Origin of the sequence: Motilimonas sp. 1_MG-2023 (assembly GCF_030547455.1) — a bacterium.
Classification (GTDB): domain Bacteria; phylum Pseudomonadota; class Gammaproteobacteria; order Enterobacterales; family CBDFNC01; genus Motilimonas.
Genome location: NZ_JAUOPX010000009.1, coordinates 14,779 through 30,094 on the forward strand (window position 1 = coordinate 14,779; position 15,316 = coordinate 30,094).

Sequence of the window (15,316 nt, forward strand, 5' to 3'; positions counted from 1 at the left end):
GCATTGGATCACGCACCGTCCAGAGCAGATAGATTACGGGTTGTAGACCGATGGAATGGTTAAGTTTTGGCAACCACGTGAGTTAAACCCTAATAAGATATTAATAGGGTTTGGCTTGCGCGTCATATACAGCCCCGAGTGACAAATAATGAGATCCAAGTCGATGGGCAAGATTTAGCGCGCCGACTTAGTGAAAAATGCCCTCAATGCCAACAAGTTAATTTCGTGAGTAAAGAAAAACAGCCGGGACTGCCTTGTGCTATGTGCAGTTTACCGACACATCAGGTAAAATTGTCGGTTCGTATTTGTGATGGATGTGCTTACCGCTCGTCAGAGCCGCAGCCCGTGTCCAGAGCCGACCCTAAGTATTGTCAATTTTGTAATCCGTGAGAATAAAAAAGCATGAGCCAAAACTATGAAACCTTATTGCTAAATGGTGATGAAGCAGTGAGCCAAGCTGTGCAGCTATTACAACAAGGTGAGTGTGTGGCCTTGCCCACGGAAACCGTTTACGGCCTCGCGGCAAATGCCGCCAATGCACCAGCGGTAGACAAAATTTTCGCCGCCAAAGGTCGGCCAAAAAATCACCCTTTAATTGTTCATATTCCCGATGTATCACACCTTGAAAAGTGGGCCGCAGATATTCCAGCGACAGCCTATGCATTGGCCGAGCAATTTTGGCCAGGGCCATTAACCTTATTATTGAAAAAAGCGCCTCATGTTGATGACGTGGTGACCGGCGGCCTGGATACTATCGCCTTAAGAGTGCCAGCTCATCCTTTGTTTTTGTCGGTATTAGCGCAGCTAGATAGCGGACTGGCTGCGCCGTCAGCTAATCGTTATAAACAACTTAGCCCAACTATTGCAGAGCAAGTTAGTAAAGGCTTAAAAGGACGCATTGCCGCGGTGCTTGATGGCGGGCCATGTGCGCACGGATTAGAATCTACTATTTTAGATTTAGTCAGCGAGCGGCCGCGCATTTTACGCGCCGGCCCCATCACGAAACAGCAGCTGGATGTTGCCCTAGGCTGTGATGTTGAGATGCCAAAGCAGCATGTTGAAGTGGTGCCGGGTAATGTTAAGGCCCATTATCAGCCTATTACCCCGGCTCGATTAGTGACCACTGAGCAGCTGGTGGCTGATATGGCTGAGTTACAAGGGCAAAATGTTTGCCTGTTATTGTGGTCAGAACAAGCCATTGCGCAGGCGAAAGCCACTGGGTTAACTGCCTCGCAATGGCGCGAAATGCCAAGGGAAGCAGCATTATATGGCCAGCAGTTATATGTCACCTTATACCAAGTTGACCAATTGGACGTGGCGAACATTTTGGTTGAGCTACCACCGCAAAGTGATGATTGGCGGGCGATTAACGATAGGCTATCGCGCGCGGCTTCTTACTAAAAGCTTTTGATTGGCGGCTGATTAATAACCATTGATTGTTTATAACGCCCAGATCAGCGAAAATACCGAGCAATTACCAATTAACCAGATAGATTTGATAGCAATCACGCTTCAATTGCGCGTTTAACCCTGTCATTTCTGTTATCAAAGAAAAGAATTATTTAATGGCTGACCAGAAGTTTCTCAATGAAATCAAAAAGCGAAGAACGTTCGCTATTATCTCTCACCCTGATGCGGGTAAAACAACAATCACTGAGAAGGTGTTATTACACGGGCGTGCTATTCAAACCGCCGGTAGCGTAAAAGGCAAGGGCAGCTCGCAACATGCAAAGTCTGACTGGATGGAAATGGAAAAAGAGCGTGGTATCTCCGTTACGACCTCGGTGATGCAATTTCCGTTTAATAACTGTTTGGTTAATCTGTTAGACACCCCAGGACACGAAGACTTCTCGGAAGATACTTACCGTACGTTAACGGCGGTGGATTCATGTTTAATGGTGATTGATGCGGCGAAAGGTGTCGAAGACCGAACCCGTAAATTAATGGAAGTAACGCGTTTACGTGATACGCCTATCGTTACCTTTATGAACAAAATGGACCGTGATACGCGCGATCCCATGGAGCTACTTGACGAAGTTGAAGAAGAGCTCAAAATGGCGTGTGCACCTGTCACTTGGCCGATTGGCTGTGGTAAAGAGTTTAAAGGTGTGTACCACATTCATCGCGATGAAGTGATTTTATACCAATCAGGTCAAGGCCATACCATCCAAGAAGTGCGTATTATTAAAGGCATAGACAACGATGAAGTGACGCAAGCGATTGGTGCTGTTTTGGCTGAAAGTGTGCGTGAAGAAATTGAACTGGTATTGGGCGCGGCCCATGAATTTGATAAAGAGCTATTCTTAGCCGGTGAATTAACGCCGGTTTATTTTGGTACCGCGCTAGGTAACTTTGGTGTTGACCATATTCTTGAAGGCTTAACGGAATGGGCGCCAGCGCCAATGCCGCGTGCCACGCAAGACCGTGATGTGATCGCTACGGAAGAGAAATTCTCTGGCTTTGTGTTTAAAATTCAAGCCAACATGGATCCCAAACACCGCGATCGTATTGCTTTCATGCGTGTGGTATCGGGTAAATACGAAAAGAGCATGAAGATGCGCCATGTGCGTTTAGGTAAAGATGTCACCATTTCTGATGCGGTTACCTTTATGGCGGGCGATCGCAGCGCCGCTGAAGAAGCCTATGCCGGTGACATCATTGGTTTACACAACCACGGCACTATCCAAATTGGTGACACCTTTACCCAAGGTGAAGACATGAAGTTCAGCGGTATTCCAAACTTTGCGCCAGAAATGTTCCGCCGCATTCGTTTGAAAGATCCGCTGAAACAAAAACAACTGTTAAAAGGCCTAGTACAGCTTTCTGAAGAAGGCGCGGTACAAGTATTTCGACCACTGCGCAACAACGACTTGATCGTAGGCGCGGTCGGTGTACTACAGTTTGAGGTAGTGACGGCGCGCTTAAAATCGGAATACAAGGTGGAAGCCATCTACGAAAGCATTAGCGTTGCCACGGCGCGCTGGGTAGAAAGTGATAACACCAGTAAAATGATTGAGTTTGAGAAAAAAGCCTACGATAACTTAGCCTTAGATGGTGGTGATAACCTGACTTATATTGCGCCGACCATGGTTAACTTAAACTTGGCGATTGAGCGCTACCCTGATGTGAGCTTTAGAAAGACCCGCGAGCATTAATCGCCGCCCAGTCGCAGTGATTTAGCTGCGCTGACTGAATTCATTAAAAACAGCGCCGATTGGCGCTGTTTTTGTATCGGTAAACGAGACTGAAATGGAGGGGTTGTGTCATTGAAGCATGGAAAAATAGTGAGCCTCAATAGCCCGATGATGGACACTCACTGCCACCTTGATTTCGCCGAGTTTGATGGCGTGCGCGAGCAACTGTTAATGGATGCCGTTCAATTAACCGTTAAGCGCATCTTAGTACCCGGTGTTAAAGCGGCCACTTGGCAAGATTTAATTGCCTTGTGTCAGTCTCATCCCGCGCTTGATTTTGCCTTAGGCTTACACCCGTATTTTCTCGCCGATTACCAAGCTGAGCACATGACATTATTACAGCAGTTAGTTGAACATTATCAACCACTGGCGATTGGCGAGGTGGGGCTGGATGCCATGGTGGATGTGCCGATGGTGCTGCAATTAAACGTATTACGCCTGCAAATTGAATTAGCAAAAGCGGCTAAATTGCCATTAATTTTGCATCAACGTAAAACCGCTTCGTCATTATTATCTGAGTTAAAGCATTTCCCTTATGGCGGTGTGCTGCATGCTTTTTCGGGCAGTTATGAGCAAGGCATGGCGTTTATTGATAAGGGCTTTAAATTGGGTATCGGCGGCGTCATCACCTATCCAAGAGCGGCGAAAACCCGCGCCAGTGTTGCACGTTTTCCCCTTGAAGCTTTGGTGCTCGAAACCGATGGCCCAGATATGCCTATCGCCAATCAAACTGCCAATGTCAATTCTCCGCTTAATTTACCTTTCATTTTTAATGCCTTAGCCGAGTTACGAGATGAGCCACCAGCGCAGTTGGCAAAGGGCTTGTGGCAAAACAGCCAAGCCGTGTTTGGCAGGGGAAAAATCTAGCTTTTTGACCAAGCGCACCCTTTATAAAAAACTTATATTATCGCCTTGATAAGGGGCTTGTAGCCTTGCTCCACTGGCGTTATTGTAAGCATCTTGTGTTTGATATCGGCGACAGATGAGTTATTTATACTTTGAAATAATCATTACTAAGTTGATACTTTTGACACAAGTTTAAATTAGCAGGCCAAGATGGCCGCAAAATAATTTAAAGCATCATGATCGGTTAAATGGATTTAACAACGTATTCAACAACATGCTTTATACCAGCATCGCTACGTTTACAGTTTGATGATGATAACTGTCTTCAAGGAACCAAGTCCGTCAGTTTCTGCATACGATATGCAAATTTTATGAATGGAGAAGAGACATGACAGATCTTAAAGCAGTCGCGCGCACCGCGCTCGGACTAATGGATCTTACCACCCTTAACGATAATGATACCGACGCGGATGTGATCAAACTTTGCCATCAAGCCAACAGCCCGGTGGGCACCACGGCGGCTATTTGTATCTACCCAAGGTTCATTCCTATCGCGCGTAAAACCTTAAATGAACTTGGCGCTGGCCAAGTAAAAATCGCCACCGTGACTAACTTCCCTCATGGCAACAACGACATTGACATTGCCGTGGCAGAAACCAAAGCGGCAGTGGCCTATGGCGCCGATGAAGTGGATGTGGTGTTTCCTTATCGCGCTTTTATTGCTGGCGATACAGAGATTGGCTTTGAGTTAGTTAAAGCTTGTAAGCAAGCCTGTGGCGACTCGGTGCTATTAAAAGTGATTTTAGAAACAGGCGAAATTAAAGACGCTGCGCTCATTAAGCAAGCCAGTGAAATTGCTATTGCTGCAGGAGCTGACTTTATCAAGACCAGCACCGGTAAAGTGGCCGAAAATGCCACCTTAGAATCAGCCAAAATCATGCTAGAAGTGATCCGCGATACCAATACTCATATTGGTTTTAAACCTGCGGGTGGCGTAAAAACTGCGGCGCAAGCGGCGCAGTATTTACAGCTAGTGAGCGATATCTTAGGTGAAGATTGGATCAGCGCGGCGCATTTCCGCTTTGGCGCATCGAGCTTACTCGCCGATCTATTAACCACGCTCGACGTGCAGCACGATGTTAGCGGTGCTGGTTACTAGGCTCAATTTTATCTGGCAGGCGTTGAGCCTGCATGACATCACTCATTTAAGGTACACAAGATGGCAACTCCACATATTAATGCGCAAGCGGGCGATTTCGCTGAAACCGTATTATTTCCAGGCGATCCACTGCGCGCTAAATACATAGCAGAAACATTTTTAGATAACCCAGTGCAAGTAACCGATGTGCGTAACATGCTCGGTTTTACCGGTACGTATAAAGGTAAGCGAGTGTCAGTAATGGGCTCAGGCATGGGCATCCCTTCTTGCTCAATTTACGCCAAAGAATTGATCACTGAATACGGCGTGAAAAACCTGATCCGTGTTGGCAGCTGCGGCGCGGTGAGCGAGAAAGTAAAAGTACGCGATGTGATTGTCGCGATGGGCGCGTGTACTGACTCGAAAGTGAATCGCATGCGTTTTAAAGATCATGACTTTGCCGCAATTGCGAGTTTCGATTTGTTGCGCAAGGTTGTCACGGCAGCTGAGCAAGCAGAGATCCCGGTACAAGTGGGTAATGTGTTCTCGGCCGATTTGTTCTACACCCCTGATCCGGAGATGTTCGACTACATGGAAAAAATGGGCATTCTTGGCGTAGAGATGGAAGCGGCTGGTTTGTACGGCGTTGCGGCTGAATTTGGCGCTAATGCTTTATGTGTGGTAACTGTATCGGATCATATTCGTACCGGTGAGCAGACTACGTCAGATGAGCGTCAAACTACGTTTAACGACATGATTATTATGACGTTAGATTCACTCATCTAACACATAAAAACATCTCTTAACTAAAGCGCTTTATAGCGCTTTTTTTGTGTATGCTGATCTTTAATACTTTTTCGTGACTGTTATTCCTTTTTTTCATTCTAAACTCATGCTTCCTTGGCTATGATTTTAGATAATTAACCGCGTAAACATGAAGTAGCGCGCTTTGCTTGAACAGGGATAGCCATGCATAAACGTTATTTCGGCCTTATAGCCTGCATGTTAGTCAGTGTGGGCTCGTTTTTTTCTCCTCATTTGCTCGCCTCTGAGCTTGAAGTATTTTTAAGCCAGCAATCAATCCGTAGTCGTATCGCTGACACTTATGGCGATAAAGCGATTAAACGTATTGATGCTCTTATTACTACTTTACAAAATGCCAGTGTAATGAGTCAGAAGCAAAAATTAGAAGAAGTGAATAACTTCTTTAATATGTTGGTTTACGCTCAAGACCAAAAACTTTGGGGTAAAAACGATTATTGGGCATCCCCGCTGGAATTTGTTGGTGCAAAAGGCGGTGATTGTGAAGATTACTCGATCGCCAAGTATTACAGCTTAATGGAGCTGGGGATTGCTGAAGAGCAGTTACGCCTTGTCTATGTTAAAGCCGTTAAATATAACCAGTTTCATATGGTATTGGCTTACTACCCGAGCCGCCGTGCTAATCCACTTATTTTGGATAATCTTGAATACGACATTATCCCAGCATCACGCCGCAAAGATTTATTGCCCGTTTATAGTTTTAATGCCAAGCATTTATGGGTGATGGGAAAAGCGAAAAAAGGTGAGCCGGTAGGAAGTTCAGATAAGCTGTCGGAGTGGAAAAGCGTTAAGTCTCGTTTTTCTGGTGCGACTTTAAAGTCACCTCGTACCGTTCTTTAACCTCTTTCAATGAACCTACTTTGCAGTGCAAAGTAGGTTTAATATTCAATTACTACTTCATTTTCGCAATCACAGGGTGCAGTGGGATCACCACGGCACTGCCGGTCATTGTTTCAAATGAACGGAAAATATTAGCATAAGCGGTAATGTTTTTACCGAAGGTTTTTTGTTGGCTAAAGACCGCTTCAGCAACGGCTTGAACATAAGCAGGATCGACATCCTTGCGGGTTACTAAGTTAGCTGAGAAAGACACCGTAGGTGTTTTTTCCTTATTGCCACGGTACAAGCGACCCGGAATAACACCCGGCATTAAATAGGGCGGGAGCTTGCCATTTTGATCAACTAACGCGGCACTATTTACGCTAACAAACTGAATATCACAGCGTTTGCTAGTGCGGTTTACTAAGCGGTTCGGGTGACCAATAATTGCGGCAAAGGCATCAATTTCCCCCAAACATAATGTTTCAAATGCTTCCCAACTATTTTCCTCTCTCAGCTCTGGCTTTTGCTCCCAGTCTACGTTGGCAGCAAGGCGCTTTAATGACGTGTTGGTGCCCGAGCCTTCACTACCTATGTTGAGAGTTTTGCCATTTAAGTCCATCGCTTTATGAATTTCGCTATCCGGCGTCGTTACTATGGTTAAAGGCTCGGCATGAGTGGCCAATACCCCAATAAATTGCTCAGGATGTTGTTTTGCCGCGAAATATAAGGTGTCAGATTGTATGATGGCAAAGTCAACTTCACCGGCTAATAACAGCTTTAAGTTTTCTTCTGAGCCATCAGTTGGAATTACGCCGCAACGATAGCCATGCTGAGCTTTTTTAGCACTGGTTAAACGACAAATCTCGGATGCAACTTGAAAATAAATACCCTGATCTGAGCCAGATGCAATGGTGACAAGTTTACGTGCTGGCTCAGCCTGAACAGCGCTAGCAAAACTAGCGTTAAGAATAAATAATAGGGGAGCTAGAAGTTGTTTCATTATGCGTTTTTCCTATGACAAGCCCAAAAAAGAATAGCAATTTGAACTAACCACAATGAAGAGGTCAGTAAAATTTGCATAGGTAAACGCGCACTCAAAACATTCCACATAGCTTGATATAGGTGATGATGGTGACTGGAAACATATAAGTCGCCTAAAATATTCCAGCCATCGGTCATTTCCATGTGACGACTTAGTTCACCCGCTGGGAATAGCTGGACTAGCCAGTCTGGATAGTTTGCCGTTGGCTCAGCAAACACTCGCTCAAAGGCTACTAGGCCATCGAGATCCTTTAACGTTACACTTTGTAATAAGCTGCCATCAAACATCGCGTTAATAATGGTTTCAGCCATAACTTCATCTCCACCAAGCAGGGTGTTCTGTAGGATTAAACCCAGTGCAGTCAGAGAGGATTCCATGTTTTGGTTGAACTGTAGGTTAAGCTCTTGAGCTAGACTAGCGCCTTGTAAGTAAAAGGCACCTGCGAGTAATAATGCGTCAACTATCGCTAGGGCAATAGCGGCACCGAAAATTCGCTGCATAAACCATCCTTGTTAATGTTATTGGCTGCCGATGTTGCTGAGTGTTGATTATTAAATACCCTGTCATTATGTCAATCAAATATCGGACTTATTATGGGTTTGGTGATCACTGACGAAGTTGTTACTGTAAGGAAAACTCTCAGCTAGTGATTTTTATGATTAAAGAAGTCAAAACACATATTATCAGTGGTTTTCTTGGTGCTGGAAAAAGTAGCGCTATTCGGCATTTATTAACACAGCAACCCAAGCATGAAAGATGGGCGATTTTAGTCAATGAATTTGGTGAGGTCGGTATCGATCAAGCCTTGCTAAACGCAACCGCGAAACAGAGTAAGCAAGTGGTTATTCAAGAAGTTCCTGGCGGTTGCATGTGTTGTGCTGCTGGCGTGCCGATGGCTGTGGCGCTAAATAAGCTGTTGAAAGCCGCGCAACCAGATCGATTACTGGTCGAACCTACTGGGTTAGGCCATCCGCAGCAAGTGTTAAAAGCTTTAACTGGGCCACAATATAAAGGTGTGCTAAGTATGCAGGGCGTGATCACGCTCGTTGATGCAAGGCAGATACAGCAAGCGCGTTATAGTGAGCATGATATTTTTAAACAACAATTGTCAGTAGCTGATTTGATTATTGCGAATAAAGCTGACTTATACCAAGGCGAAGAGCTGGCCGACTTGGCAGCTTATGTTGCTGAACAGCTACCCAAAAAATCACGAGCCATTCGCGTGTTAAGCCAAGCAGAATTGCCCTTTTTATGGCTAACAGAATTTGCAAACTTGACGCCTAAAGCCCCCATTTTTAAGTTGTTTAAACCGCAGAACAATGAAGCAAATATTAACTCTGCCATTGCGTTACCTTTGGCTGAGGATGTGAGTTATTTTACTGCACAACAAAATGAATTTTTTAGTTGTGGTTGGGTATTTACCAAGCAGCAGTGCTTTGATAAAGAAAAGCTGTTAAGCCTATTAGCCTCACTAAATGTAATGAGGCTGAAAGGTGTTATTTTGACTAATCAAGGCATCAAGGTTATCAATCAAGTTAATCAGGAGATAACCGTGTCAGAGGCTGATAATGCGACTGATAGCCGTATAGAATTGATTTCTGATGCTCCAATAATGGAGCGCGAATTACTAACCCAACTCAAGCAATGTATTATCTAGGGTCTGTTGATCTTTGATGGTTGATTTTTGTTCGAGAGGGTACACCTTGTCTAAAAGCGTTTTGAGCAAGGTGAGCAGTGTGTCGCTTAGCATTCTAAGTAAATACTGCTCAACGATGGGCAAAACGCTTTTAGCCGAATCCGTAGGACAGCGTTTGTTGGTCATTTCTACTGCGTTAGCGCCTTTTCGCGTAGTTCACTATGCCACAAAAGTGCTGGCCACAACGAACGTTTTGTATAAATCCCCAACAAACCGCTGCAAAAACCAGCACAAAAGATCAACAGACCCTAGATGCCATCTGAGCAGATACATACTTTTATTACCTAAAACCCATTTACTCTGGTCGTTATATGAAATTGGTTACTAAGTGAAGAGCCTAAACTTAATCACTCGACAATCATCTCAGGATCACTGTCTTGCATTTTTAGTTTTGTGATGAGCTAGTCGTTTTAACGGTTAAAACTCATACTTTTCCAACTTGTTGTCTTTGCATTAGCTAACTATCATTCGTTTGCTTTGAATAAATCAATTATTTATAAGGAATATAAATTGAATAGCACACGGATGTTTAAAAGAACTGCATTAGCAACAGTAGTTGCAGCTTTGTTAGCGCCAGTTCAAGTAATGGCTGCCGAGCTTGATGATCAGGTAGTCACGCCAAGAATTGTTGGTGGTGATAATGCCAACCAAGAGGACTGGGGTTTTTACACGCAATTGGTGAGTCGGCAAGGCAATCGCTCATACTGCGGCGCAAGTTATTTAGGTAATGCCTATGTATTAACGGCGGCGCATTGTGTCGTTGGCGACTCTCCAAGCCAAGTAGCGGTTAAAGTTGGTGGTTACAATTATGCAGCCGCTGATGGACAGCGCGCTAACGTTAGCCAAATTTTTATTCACCCACAATACAATACCGCAACGTTAGCCAACGACATTGCAATTTTAAAGTTAGATCGCCAACTACCTGAAGCACAAAACGTGCAAATAGCCCAAGGTACATTAAGCCAGTATGTACGTGAAGGTGATTTATTAACGGTGGCAGGGTTAGGCCGAGTTCAAGAAGGTGGTTTATCACCCACTGTGTTACAAGAAGTGGATGTGCCTTTAGTGTCAGATGCCTTATGCCAACAAGCGGGCGGCAGTTATCAAAACGTGGGTGATGTAGCATTTTGTGCTGGCTTCCCACAAGGTGGTAAAGACTCCTGCCAAGGTGACAGTGGGGGTCCTATTGTAATCAATCAAGGTGGCGTTGTTACTCAGTTAGGTATTGTAAGCTGGGGGATTGGTTGCGCTCGTCCCGGCCAGTATGGCGTTTATAGTGATATTGCAGCATTACGTCCTTGGGTCGATTCTATCATTGACGATGGCCAAACCGATCTTGTTGCGGTGGGTTATGTACTAAACCAATCGTTAAGTGCTTTTAACTTAGGTGAAACTAAGCGTCACGACTTTAAACTGAGCAACACTGGTAATGTTGAATTTACCATTGATAGCTTAAATGTATCTGAATCAGGCGTAGCGACAACTCCTGTTATTACACAAGATAATTGTACTGCTCATACCTTACAACCTAACACTGACTGTACCATTGCAGTAGAGTTTGGTGGCCAAAAGCCAGGCAGCGCAGAAGTTAACCTAAACTTTGGTATTGATAAAAACAGTACGGCCTATCAAGCTACTGTAACTGCAGTAGTAAGAGAAGAAGTTACGCCGACACCCCCACCCACAGGCAACTGTAGTGAAGAGTGGAAATCTGGCAGTGTTTACTACGCAAAGGAAACAGTTGTTTGGGCCGGTAAACAATGGCAGGCTAAGTGGTGGACACAAGGTGATTACCCCGCGGAGTCTGGGCCTTGGGGTGTTTGGCTAGAAATAGGTTCGGCAAACTGTGACAGCACGCCAACGCCAGATCCAACCGTAGCGCCTACTTCAGAGCCAACGCCTGTCCCGACGGTCACGCCAACAATTGTGCCAACAATAACACCAACTCAACCACCATCTCACTTACCTAATTATGTTGCGGGCAGCTCATTCGGTCCGGGCGATAAAGTACTAAACGACGGTGTAGCTTACCAATGTAAAGGTTGGCCATTTGGTTTATGGTGCAGTGGTTCAGCTTATGAGCCTGGTAAGGGGCGCGCATGGAATGATGCGTGGTCTAAATTGTAAACTTTTGAAACAAATATCGTTACTTAATACTAAGCCGAGATGCTTCAGCCTCGGCTTGTTATTATTTACTGGTACTATCTGTATTAGTTTTTGACACAGCAGAAGTCGTATCTAACTTCTCAAAAGGGGTGCTGCTACGATCAAGCATGCCAAGATCTAGCATGGGGGACGCATCAATGTTTTGTGCGTTCATCATTCGAGCCACACGCTGCAATGACGAAATAATCATGGTTTGCTCCCATTCTTCTAAGCCATTAAATTGGCGTGCGAAGTGATCTTGCAATGGGATCGGAGCGCCTTTGAGCACGTCTACGGCTTCATCGGTTAATAACGCATGAACCTTACGTTTATCGGTTTGTGAGCGTTGGCGATATACCAAGTTACGCTTTTCTAATCTATCTATGATCGTGGTCACGGTCGCTTGGCTTAAGCTCATCTCATTGGCTATTTCACCTATGGTGACTTGGCCTTTATCACGAATGGTTTGTAGCAACAAAATTTGCGGCGCCGTTAACCCCGTGGTTTTGGCAAGATGCTTAGAATGGAGATCTGTCGCGCGTATTACACGGCGCAATGCGACCAACACTTCATCAATACTATTCAAATTACGTTCTCGGTTAAAAATTTTCCCGATTATATCGCCAATTGTTTATATGTCTAAATAAATTAATTATCAGATGCGCTTCAAGCAAGGCTAAAAAAGTGCGTAATGAAAAATTAATAAAATTTTTTTTCGCTTTATTTCCTTGCATATTTAAACTTTTTCCAAATCGGTCTCTATCTCAAGTCTGGCTTGGCTTTGCTTGCACCAAAATAGTGAAAAAAACGGATTGTTTGTGGGGGCGATCACAAAGGTAATCTCGGGTTGAGGCCCGGTGGGGGGCTAGAGAAAAATAGATGCATAGTGTACTATGTTTCGTGTTCTAAGTTATTTTTATAGATTTAAGTTGGATTTTTGGATTTATCCGAGGCTTACGTAGCTAAATTTATTTACTTCTATAAAGATTATTTAACTTCACTTGATTGAAATACTTATAAGGAGTTGTTTTGTCTACTATGCAAAATATAGTGTTAACCCAGCCAGATTTAGAAGATGGCATGGCCGTTTCTCGACTAGTTGCATCTTGTCCGCCTTTAGATACAAACTCTGGATACTGTAATTTTCTTCAATGTGGTCACTTTTTAAGTACTTCAGTAGCCGCAAAACTTGATGATGAATTAGTGGGCTTTATTTCTGGTTACTTAGTACCAGAGCGTCCCGATACGTTGTTTATCTGGCAAGTTGCTGTGTCTACTTCAGTACGTGGTCAAGGCTTAGCATCAGACATGCTACAGCACATTCTTGATCGCACCGACTGTAAAGGGGTGCACTATATTGAAACAACTATTACTCAAGACAACCTTGCGTCTTGGGCATTATTTGAAGCGTTTTCAAATAAACTGTCAGCTGAGATGACATCGTCAGTATGGCTGAAAAAAGAACAACATTTTGAAGGTGAACATCCTTCAGAGTCGTTAGTTCGCATTGGTCCATTCAACAATCAGCCCGTTAATCATAGCGGTGAAGCGATGCAGATTTTCGCTGATATGGAATCAGAAGTGCAAAGTTACGCGCGCTCATTTCCACGCATATTTAACCGCGCCAAAGGCGAGTTTATGTGGGATGAGTTTGGTAACCGCTACTTAGACTTTCTTGCTGGTGCAGGTACGTTAAATTACGGTCATAACAATGATCTGTTTAAGCAAACCCTACTCGACTACATTAAAGATGATGGTATTACTCACGGCCTAGATATGCACACTAAGGCGAAAGGTGAATTTTTACATACCTTCAATGATAAAATTTTAAAACCGCGTGGCATGGAATATGTGATGCAGTTTACAGGCCCAACGGGTACTAACGCAGTTGAAGCGGCAATGAAAATTGCACGTAACGTAACAGGTCAGCAAAACATTGTTACCTTTACCAATGGTTTCCACGGTGTAAGCCTTGGTGCATTGGCCGCAACAGGTAACTCGCACCATCGTAACGCAGCAGGTGTGAGCCTAAGTGGTATACACAGAATGCCATTTGATGGTTACTTAGGTGACAACATCGACACCACTGAATACTTAGACAAGGTACTTAGTGATTCAAGTAGTGGTATTAACTCGCCAGCTGCTGTGATTGTTGAAACGGTACAAGGTGAGGGTGGGATTAACACGGCCAGCATTGAGTGGTTACGTAACTTACAAACTGTGTGTCGTAAACATGGCATTCTGTTAATTGTTGACGATATTCAAGCGGGCTGTGGTCGTACCGGCGACTTCTTTAGCTTTGAAGAAGCGGGTATTGAGCCAGACATCATTACCTTGTCGAAATCATTAGGTGGTTACGGCTTGCCTCTTGCTGTGGTGTTAATGAAGCCAGAGCTAGACCAATGGAAACCAGGTGAGCACAACGGTACTTTCCGTGGTAATAACCTTGCTTTTGTTGCTGCTAAATCAGCGATTGATCACTACTGGTCAGACAATAAATTCTCAAACGACATTAAGCGTAAAGGCCGTTACATCACCGAGCGCCTAACCGAGATTGTTGAGAAATACGGCACCGGTAACTTCAATATTAAAGGTCGTGGTTTATTCCAAGGCATCAACTGTGTTAACGGTGAGATAGCTGGCAAGATCACTAAGGCTGCGTTTGCTAAAGGTGTGATTATTGAAACCAGTGGCGCAGACGACCATATTGTTAAGTTCTTCTGCCCATTGACTATCAGTGATGACAACCTGAGAAAAGGGATTGATATTGTTGAGTCGGCGATCAAAGAAGTATGTGCCAAGACTGACGATATTCCGGAATCAGTGGTTTATTTTGAAGCCTCTTAAGGCCGATTGAAAATGCCACAACCTTATTCGATACAAGTTGAGCCAGGTGAAAGGAAGTTATTGCCAATTGATCACCGATTGTCTGGCTCATACCAATTAACTTGTATTCGTGGTCATGGATTTCTTCGCGTGATGTCGTGCTCGACACGACTGAAAGTGAGAGCGGGCGATAGCATCGCAATATCAGCCCGTGATATTGCCACTTTAACCGCAAGGGATCCTATGGCCGTGATGCTAATAGAAAATTAAAGAGAACTAATCATGATCCTTCGTAACCTAGCAGAAGCTAACCAATCTAATCGCCGTATTGTTTCACCTGATGGCAACTGGGAAAGCACGCGCATGTTGCTTAAGCAAGACAACATGGGCTTTTCTTTCCACATCACCACTATTTACAAAGGTGCTGATTTTCAGATGCATTATCAAAACCATCTAGAATCGGTTTACTGTATTTCTGGAACGGGTGAAATTGAAAGTTTGGAAGACGGTAAAAAACACGCTATCGCGCCAGGAACACTGTACATCTTAGATAAGCACGACAAGCATATTTTACGTTGCAGCGAAGAAATGCAATTAGCTTGTGTGTTTAATCCTCCTTTAAATGGTAAAGAAGTGCACAACGCAGAGGGTGCGTATGAGTTAGAGGCTGAAGAAGTCGTCTAATTCCCCAACCTTCCCCTCTCGCATTCCTTCCATTACATCAAATCAACAAACTAAGGTCGCAATCTTAGTTTGTTGTGAAAGCTTAGTGAGGTGAGCCATTC

15 protein-coding genes are annotated in these 15,316 nt (G+C 44.3%); 12 read left to right on the forward strand and 3 right to left on the reverse strand.

Going from position 1 to position 15,316, the window contains the following annotated elements; genetic code table 11:
• Positions 1-138 precede the first annotated feature (138 nt).
• The 7 genes from Q4519_RS22410 to Q4519_RS06530 all read left to right on the forward strand — a co-directional run bounded on the left by Q4519_RS22410 (position 139) and on the right by Q4519_RS06530 (position 6,840).
• Positions 139-390 (forward strand): DUF6671 family protein, encoded by a 252-nt coding sequence (locus Q4519_RS22410; RefSeq protein WP_369293053.1) that lies wholly within the window; start codon positions 139-141, stop codon positions 388-390.
• Positions 391-402: 12 nt separating this feature from the next.
• Positions 403-1,401, forward strand: coding sequence for an L-threonylcarbamoyladenylate synthase (locus Q4519_RS06505; protein WP_303510918.1), 999 nt, complete (start codon positions 403-405; stop codon positions 1,399-1,401).
• Positions 1,402-1,565: 164 nt separating this feature from the next.
• Positions 1,566-3,155 (forward strand): peptide chain release factor 3, encoded by a 1,590-nt coding sequence (gene prfC / locus Q4519_RS06510; protein ID WP_232803949.1) that lies wholly within the window; start codon positions 1,566-1,568, stop codon positions 3,153-3,155.
• 105 nt (positions 3,156-3,260) lie between these two features.
• Positions 3,261-4,061 (forward strand): TatD family hydrolase, encoded by an 801-nt coding sequence (locus tag Q4519_RS06515; RefSeq protein ID WP_303510922.1) that lies wholly within the window; start codon positions 3,261-3,263, stop codon positions 4,059-4,061.
• Between the two features lie 367 nt (positions 4,062-4,428).
• Positions 4,429-5,199 carry a deoxyribose-phosphate aldolase gene (deoC, locus tag Q4519_RS06520; protein WP_232803947.1) on the forward strand — a complete coding sequence of 257 codons (771 nt, stop codon included), beginning with the start codon at positions 4,429-4,431 and terminating at the stop codon, positions 5,197-5,199.
• 60 nt (positions 5,200-5,259) lie between these two features.
• On the forward strand, positions 5,260-5,964 hold the full coding sequence (deoD, locus tag Q4519_RS06525) for a purine-nucleoside phosphorylase (protein ID WP_303510924.1): 705 nt from the start codon (positions 5,260-5,262) through the stop codon (positions 5,962-5,964).
• A 183-nt stretch (positions 5,965-6,147) separates the two neighbouring features.
• Positions 6,148-6,840: a transglutaminase-like cysteine peptidase gene (locus tag Q4519_RS06530; protein WP_232803945.1), complete on the forward strand. Its 693-nt coding sequence runs from the start codon at positions 6,148-6,150 to the stop codon at positions 6,838-6,840.
• A 52-nt stretch (positions 6,841-6,892) separates the two neighbouring features.
• On the opposite strand, the gene Q4519_RS06535 is transcribed toward Q4519_RS06530, so the two are convergent.
• Both Q4519_RS06535 and Q4519_RS06540 read right to left on the reverse strand, forming a co-directional pair.
• The gene (locus tag Q4519_RS06535; protein WP_303510927.1) at positions 6,893-7,822 is read right to left on the reverse strand and encodes a TAXI family TRAP transporter solute-binding subunit; all 930 of its coding nucleotides are present in this window, start codon (positions 7,820-7,822) and stop codon (positions 6,893-6,895) included.
• Positions 7,822-8,364 carry a LapD/MoxY N-terminal periplasmic domain-containing protein gene (locus tag Q4519_RS06540; protein ID WP_232803943.1) on the reverse strand — a complete coding sequence of 181 codons (543 nt, stop codon included), beginning with the start codon at positions 8,362-8,364 and terminating at the stop codon, positions 7,822-7,824. The genes Q4519_RS06535 and Q4519_RS06540 overlap by 1 nt, the downstream gene beginning before the upstream one ends.
• A gap of 155 nt (positions 8,365-8,519) precedes the next feature.
• On the opposite strand from Q4519_RS06540, the gene Q4519_RS06545 reads away from it, so the two are divergent.
• Together Q4519_RS06545 and Q4519_RS06555 are read left to right on the forward strand one after the other, a co-directional pair.
• Positions 8,520-9,521, forward strand: a complete 1,002-nt coding sequence (locus Q4519_RS06545) for a GTP-binding protein (protein ID WP_303510929.1) — start codon at positions 8,520-8,522, stop codon at positions 9,519-9,521.
• A gap of 564 nt (positions 9,522-10,085) precedes the next feature.
• Complete coding sequence (locus Q4519_RS06555) at positions 10,086-11,687, forward strand: trypsin-like serine protease (RefSeq protein ID WP_303510931.1); 1,602 nt, start codon at positions 10,086-10,088, stop codon at positions 11,685-11,687.
• 61 nt (positions 11,688-11,748) lie between these two features.
• Here the strand turns inward: Q4519_RS06555 and Q4519_RS06560 are convergent, their stop codons facing one another.
• Positions 11,749-12,291, reverse strand: coding sequence for a MarR family winged helix-turn-helix transcriptional regulator (locus Q4519_RS06560; RefSeq protein WP_303510933.1), 543 nt, complete (start codon positions 12,289-12,291; stop codon positions 11,749-11,751).
• A gap of 452 nt (positions 12,292-12,743) precedes the next feature.
• Between Q4519_RS06560 and ectB the strand changes: the two genes are divergently transcribed.
• The 3 genes from ectB to Q4519_RS06575 are packed head-to-tail and all read left to right on the forward strand — an operon-like array spanning position 12,744 to position 15,215.
• Positions 12,744-14,552, forward strand: coding sequence for a diaminobutyrate--2-oxoglutarate transaminase (gene ectB / locus Q4519_RS06565; RefSeq protein WP_232803954.1), 1,809 nt, complete (start codon positions 12,744-12,746; stop codon positions 14,550-14,552).
• A gap of 12 nt (positions 14,553-14,564) precedes the next feature.
• Positions 14,565-14,801: a hypothetical protein gene (locus Q4519_RS06570; RefSeq protein WP_232803939.1), complete on the forward strand. Its 237-nt coding sequence runs from the start codon at positions 14,565-14,567 to the stop codon at positions 14,799-14,801.
• A 12-nt stretch (positions 14,802-14,813) separates the two neighbouring features.
• Positions 14,814-15,215 (forward strand): ectoine synthase, encoded by a 402-nt coding sequence (locus Q4519_RS06575; RefSeq protein ID WP_232803938.1) that lies wholly within the window; start codon positions 14,814-14,816, stop codon positions 15,213-15,215.
• Positions 15,216-15,316: the final 101 nt, after the last annotated feature.

What these genes read in the sequence shown, in the direction of transcription:
- Q4519_RS06505 (WP_303510918.1), top strand. Translation starts at nt 403, where the DNA reads ATGAGCCAAAACTATGAAACCTTATTGCTAAATGGTGATGAAGCAGTG.
- prfC (WP_232803949.1), top strand. Translation starts at nt 1,566, where the DNA reads ATGGCTGACCAGAAGTTTCTCAATGAAATCAAAAAGCGAAGAACGTTC.
- deoC (WP_232803947.1), top strand. Translation starts at nt 4,429, where the DNA reads ATGACAGATCTTAAAGCAGTCGCGCGCACCGCGCTCGGACTAATGGAT.
- deoD (WP_303510924.1), top strand. Translation starts at nt 5,260, where the DNA reads ATGGCAACTCCACATATTAATGCGCAAGCGGGCGATTTCGCTGAAACC.
- Q4519_RS06530 (WP_232803945.1), top strand. Translation starts at nt 6,148, where the DNA reads ATGCATAAACGTTATTTCGGCCTTATAGCCTGCATGTTAGTCAGTGTG.
- Q4519_RS06535 (WP_303510927.1), bottom strand. Translation starts at nt 7,822, where the DNA reads ATGAAACAACTTCTAGCTCCCCTATTATTTATTCTTAACGCTAGTTTT.
- Q4519_RS06540 (WP_232803943.1), bottom strand. Translation starts at nt 8,364, where the DNA reads ATGCAGCGAATTTTCGGTGCCGCTATTGCCCTAGCGATAGTTGACGCA.
- Q4519_RS06545 (WP_303510929.1), top strand. Translation starts at nt 8,520, where the DNA reads ATGATTAAAGAAGTCAAAACACATATTATCAGTGGTTTTCTTGGTGCT.
- Q4519_RS06555 (WP_303510931.1), top strand. Translation starts at nt 10,086, where the DNA reads ATGTTTAAAAGAACTGCATTAGCAACAGTAGTTGCAGCTTTGTTAGCG.
- ectB (WP_232803954.1), top strand. Translation starts at nt 12,744, where the DNA reads ATGCAAAATATAGTGTTAACCCAGCCAGATTTAGAAGATGGCATGGCC.
- Q4519_RS06570 (WP_232803939.1), top strand. Translation starts at nt 14,565, where the DNA reads ATGCCACAACCTTATTCGATACAAGTTGAGCCAGGTGAAAGGAAGTTA.
- Q4519_RS06575 (WP_232803938.1), top strand. Translation starts at nt 14,814, where the DNA reads ATGATCCTTCGTAACCTAGCAGAAGCTAACCAATCTAATCGCCGTATT.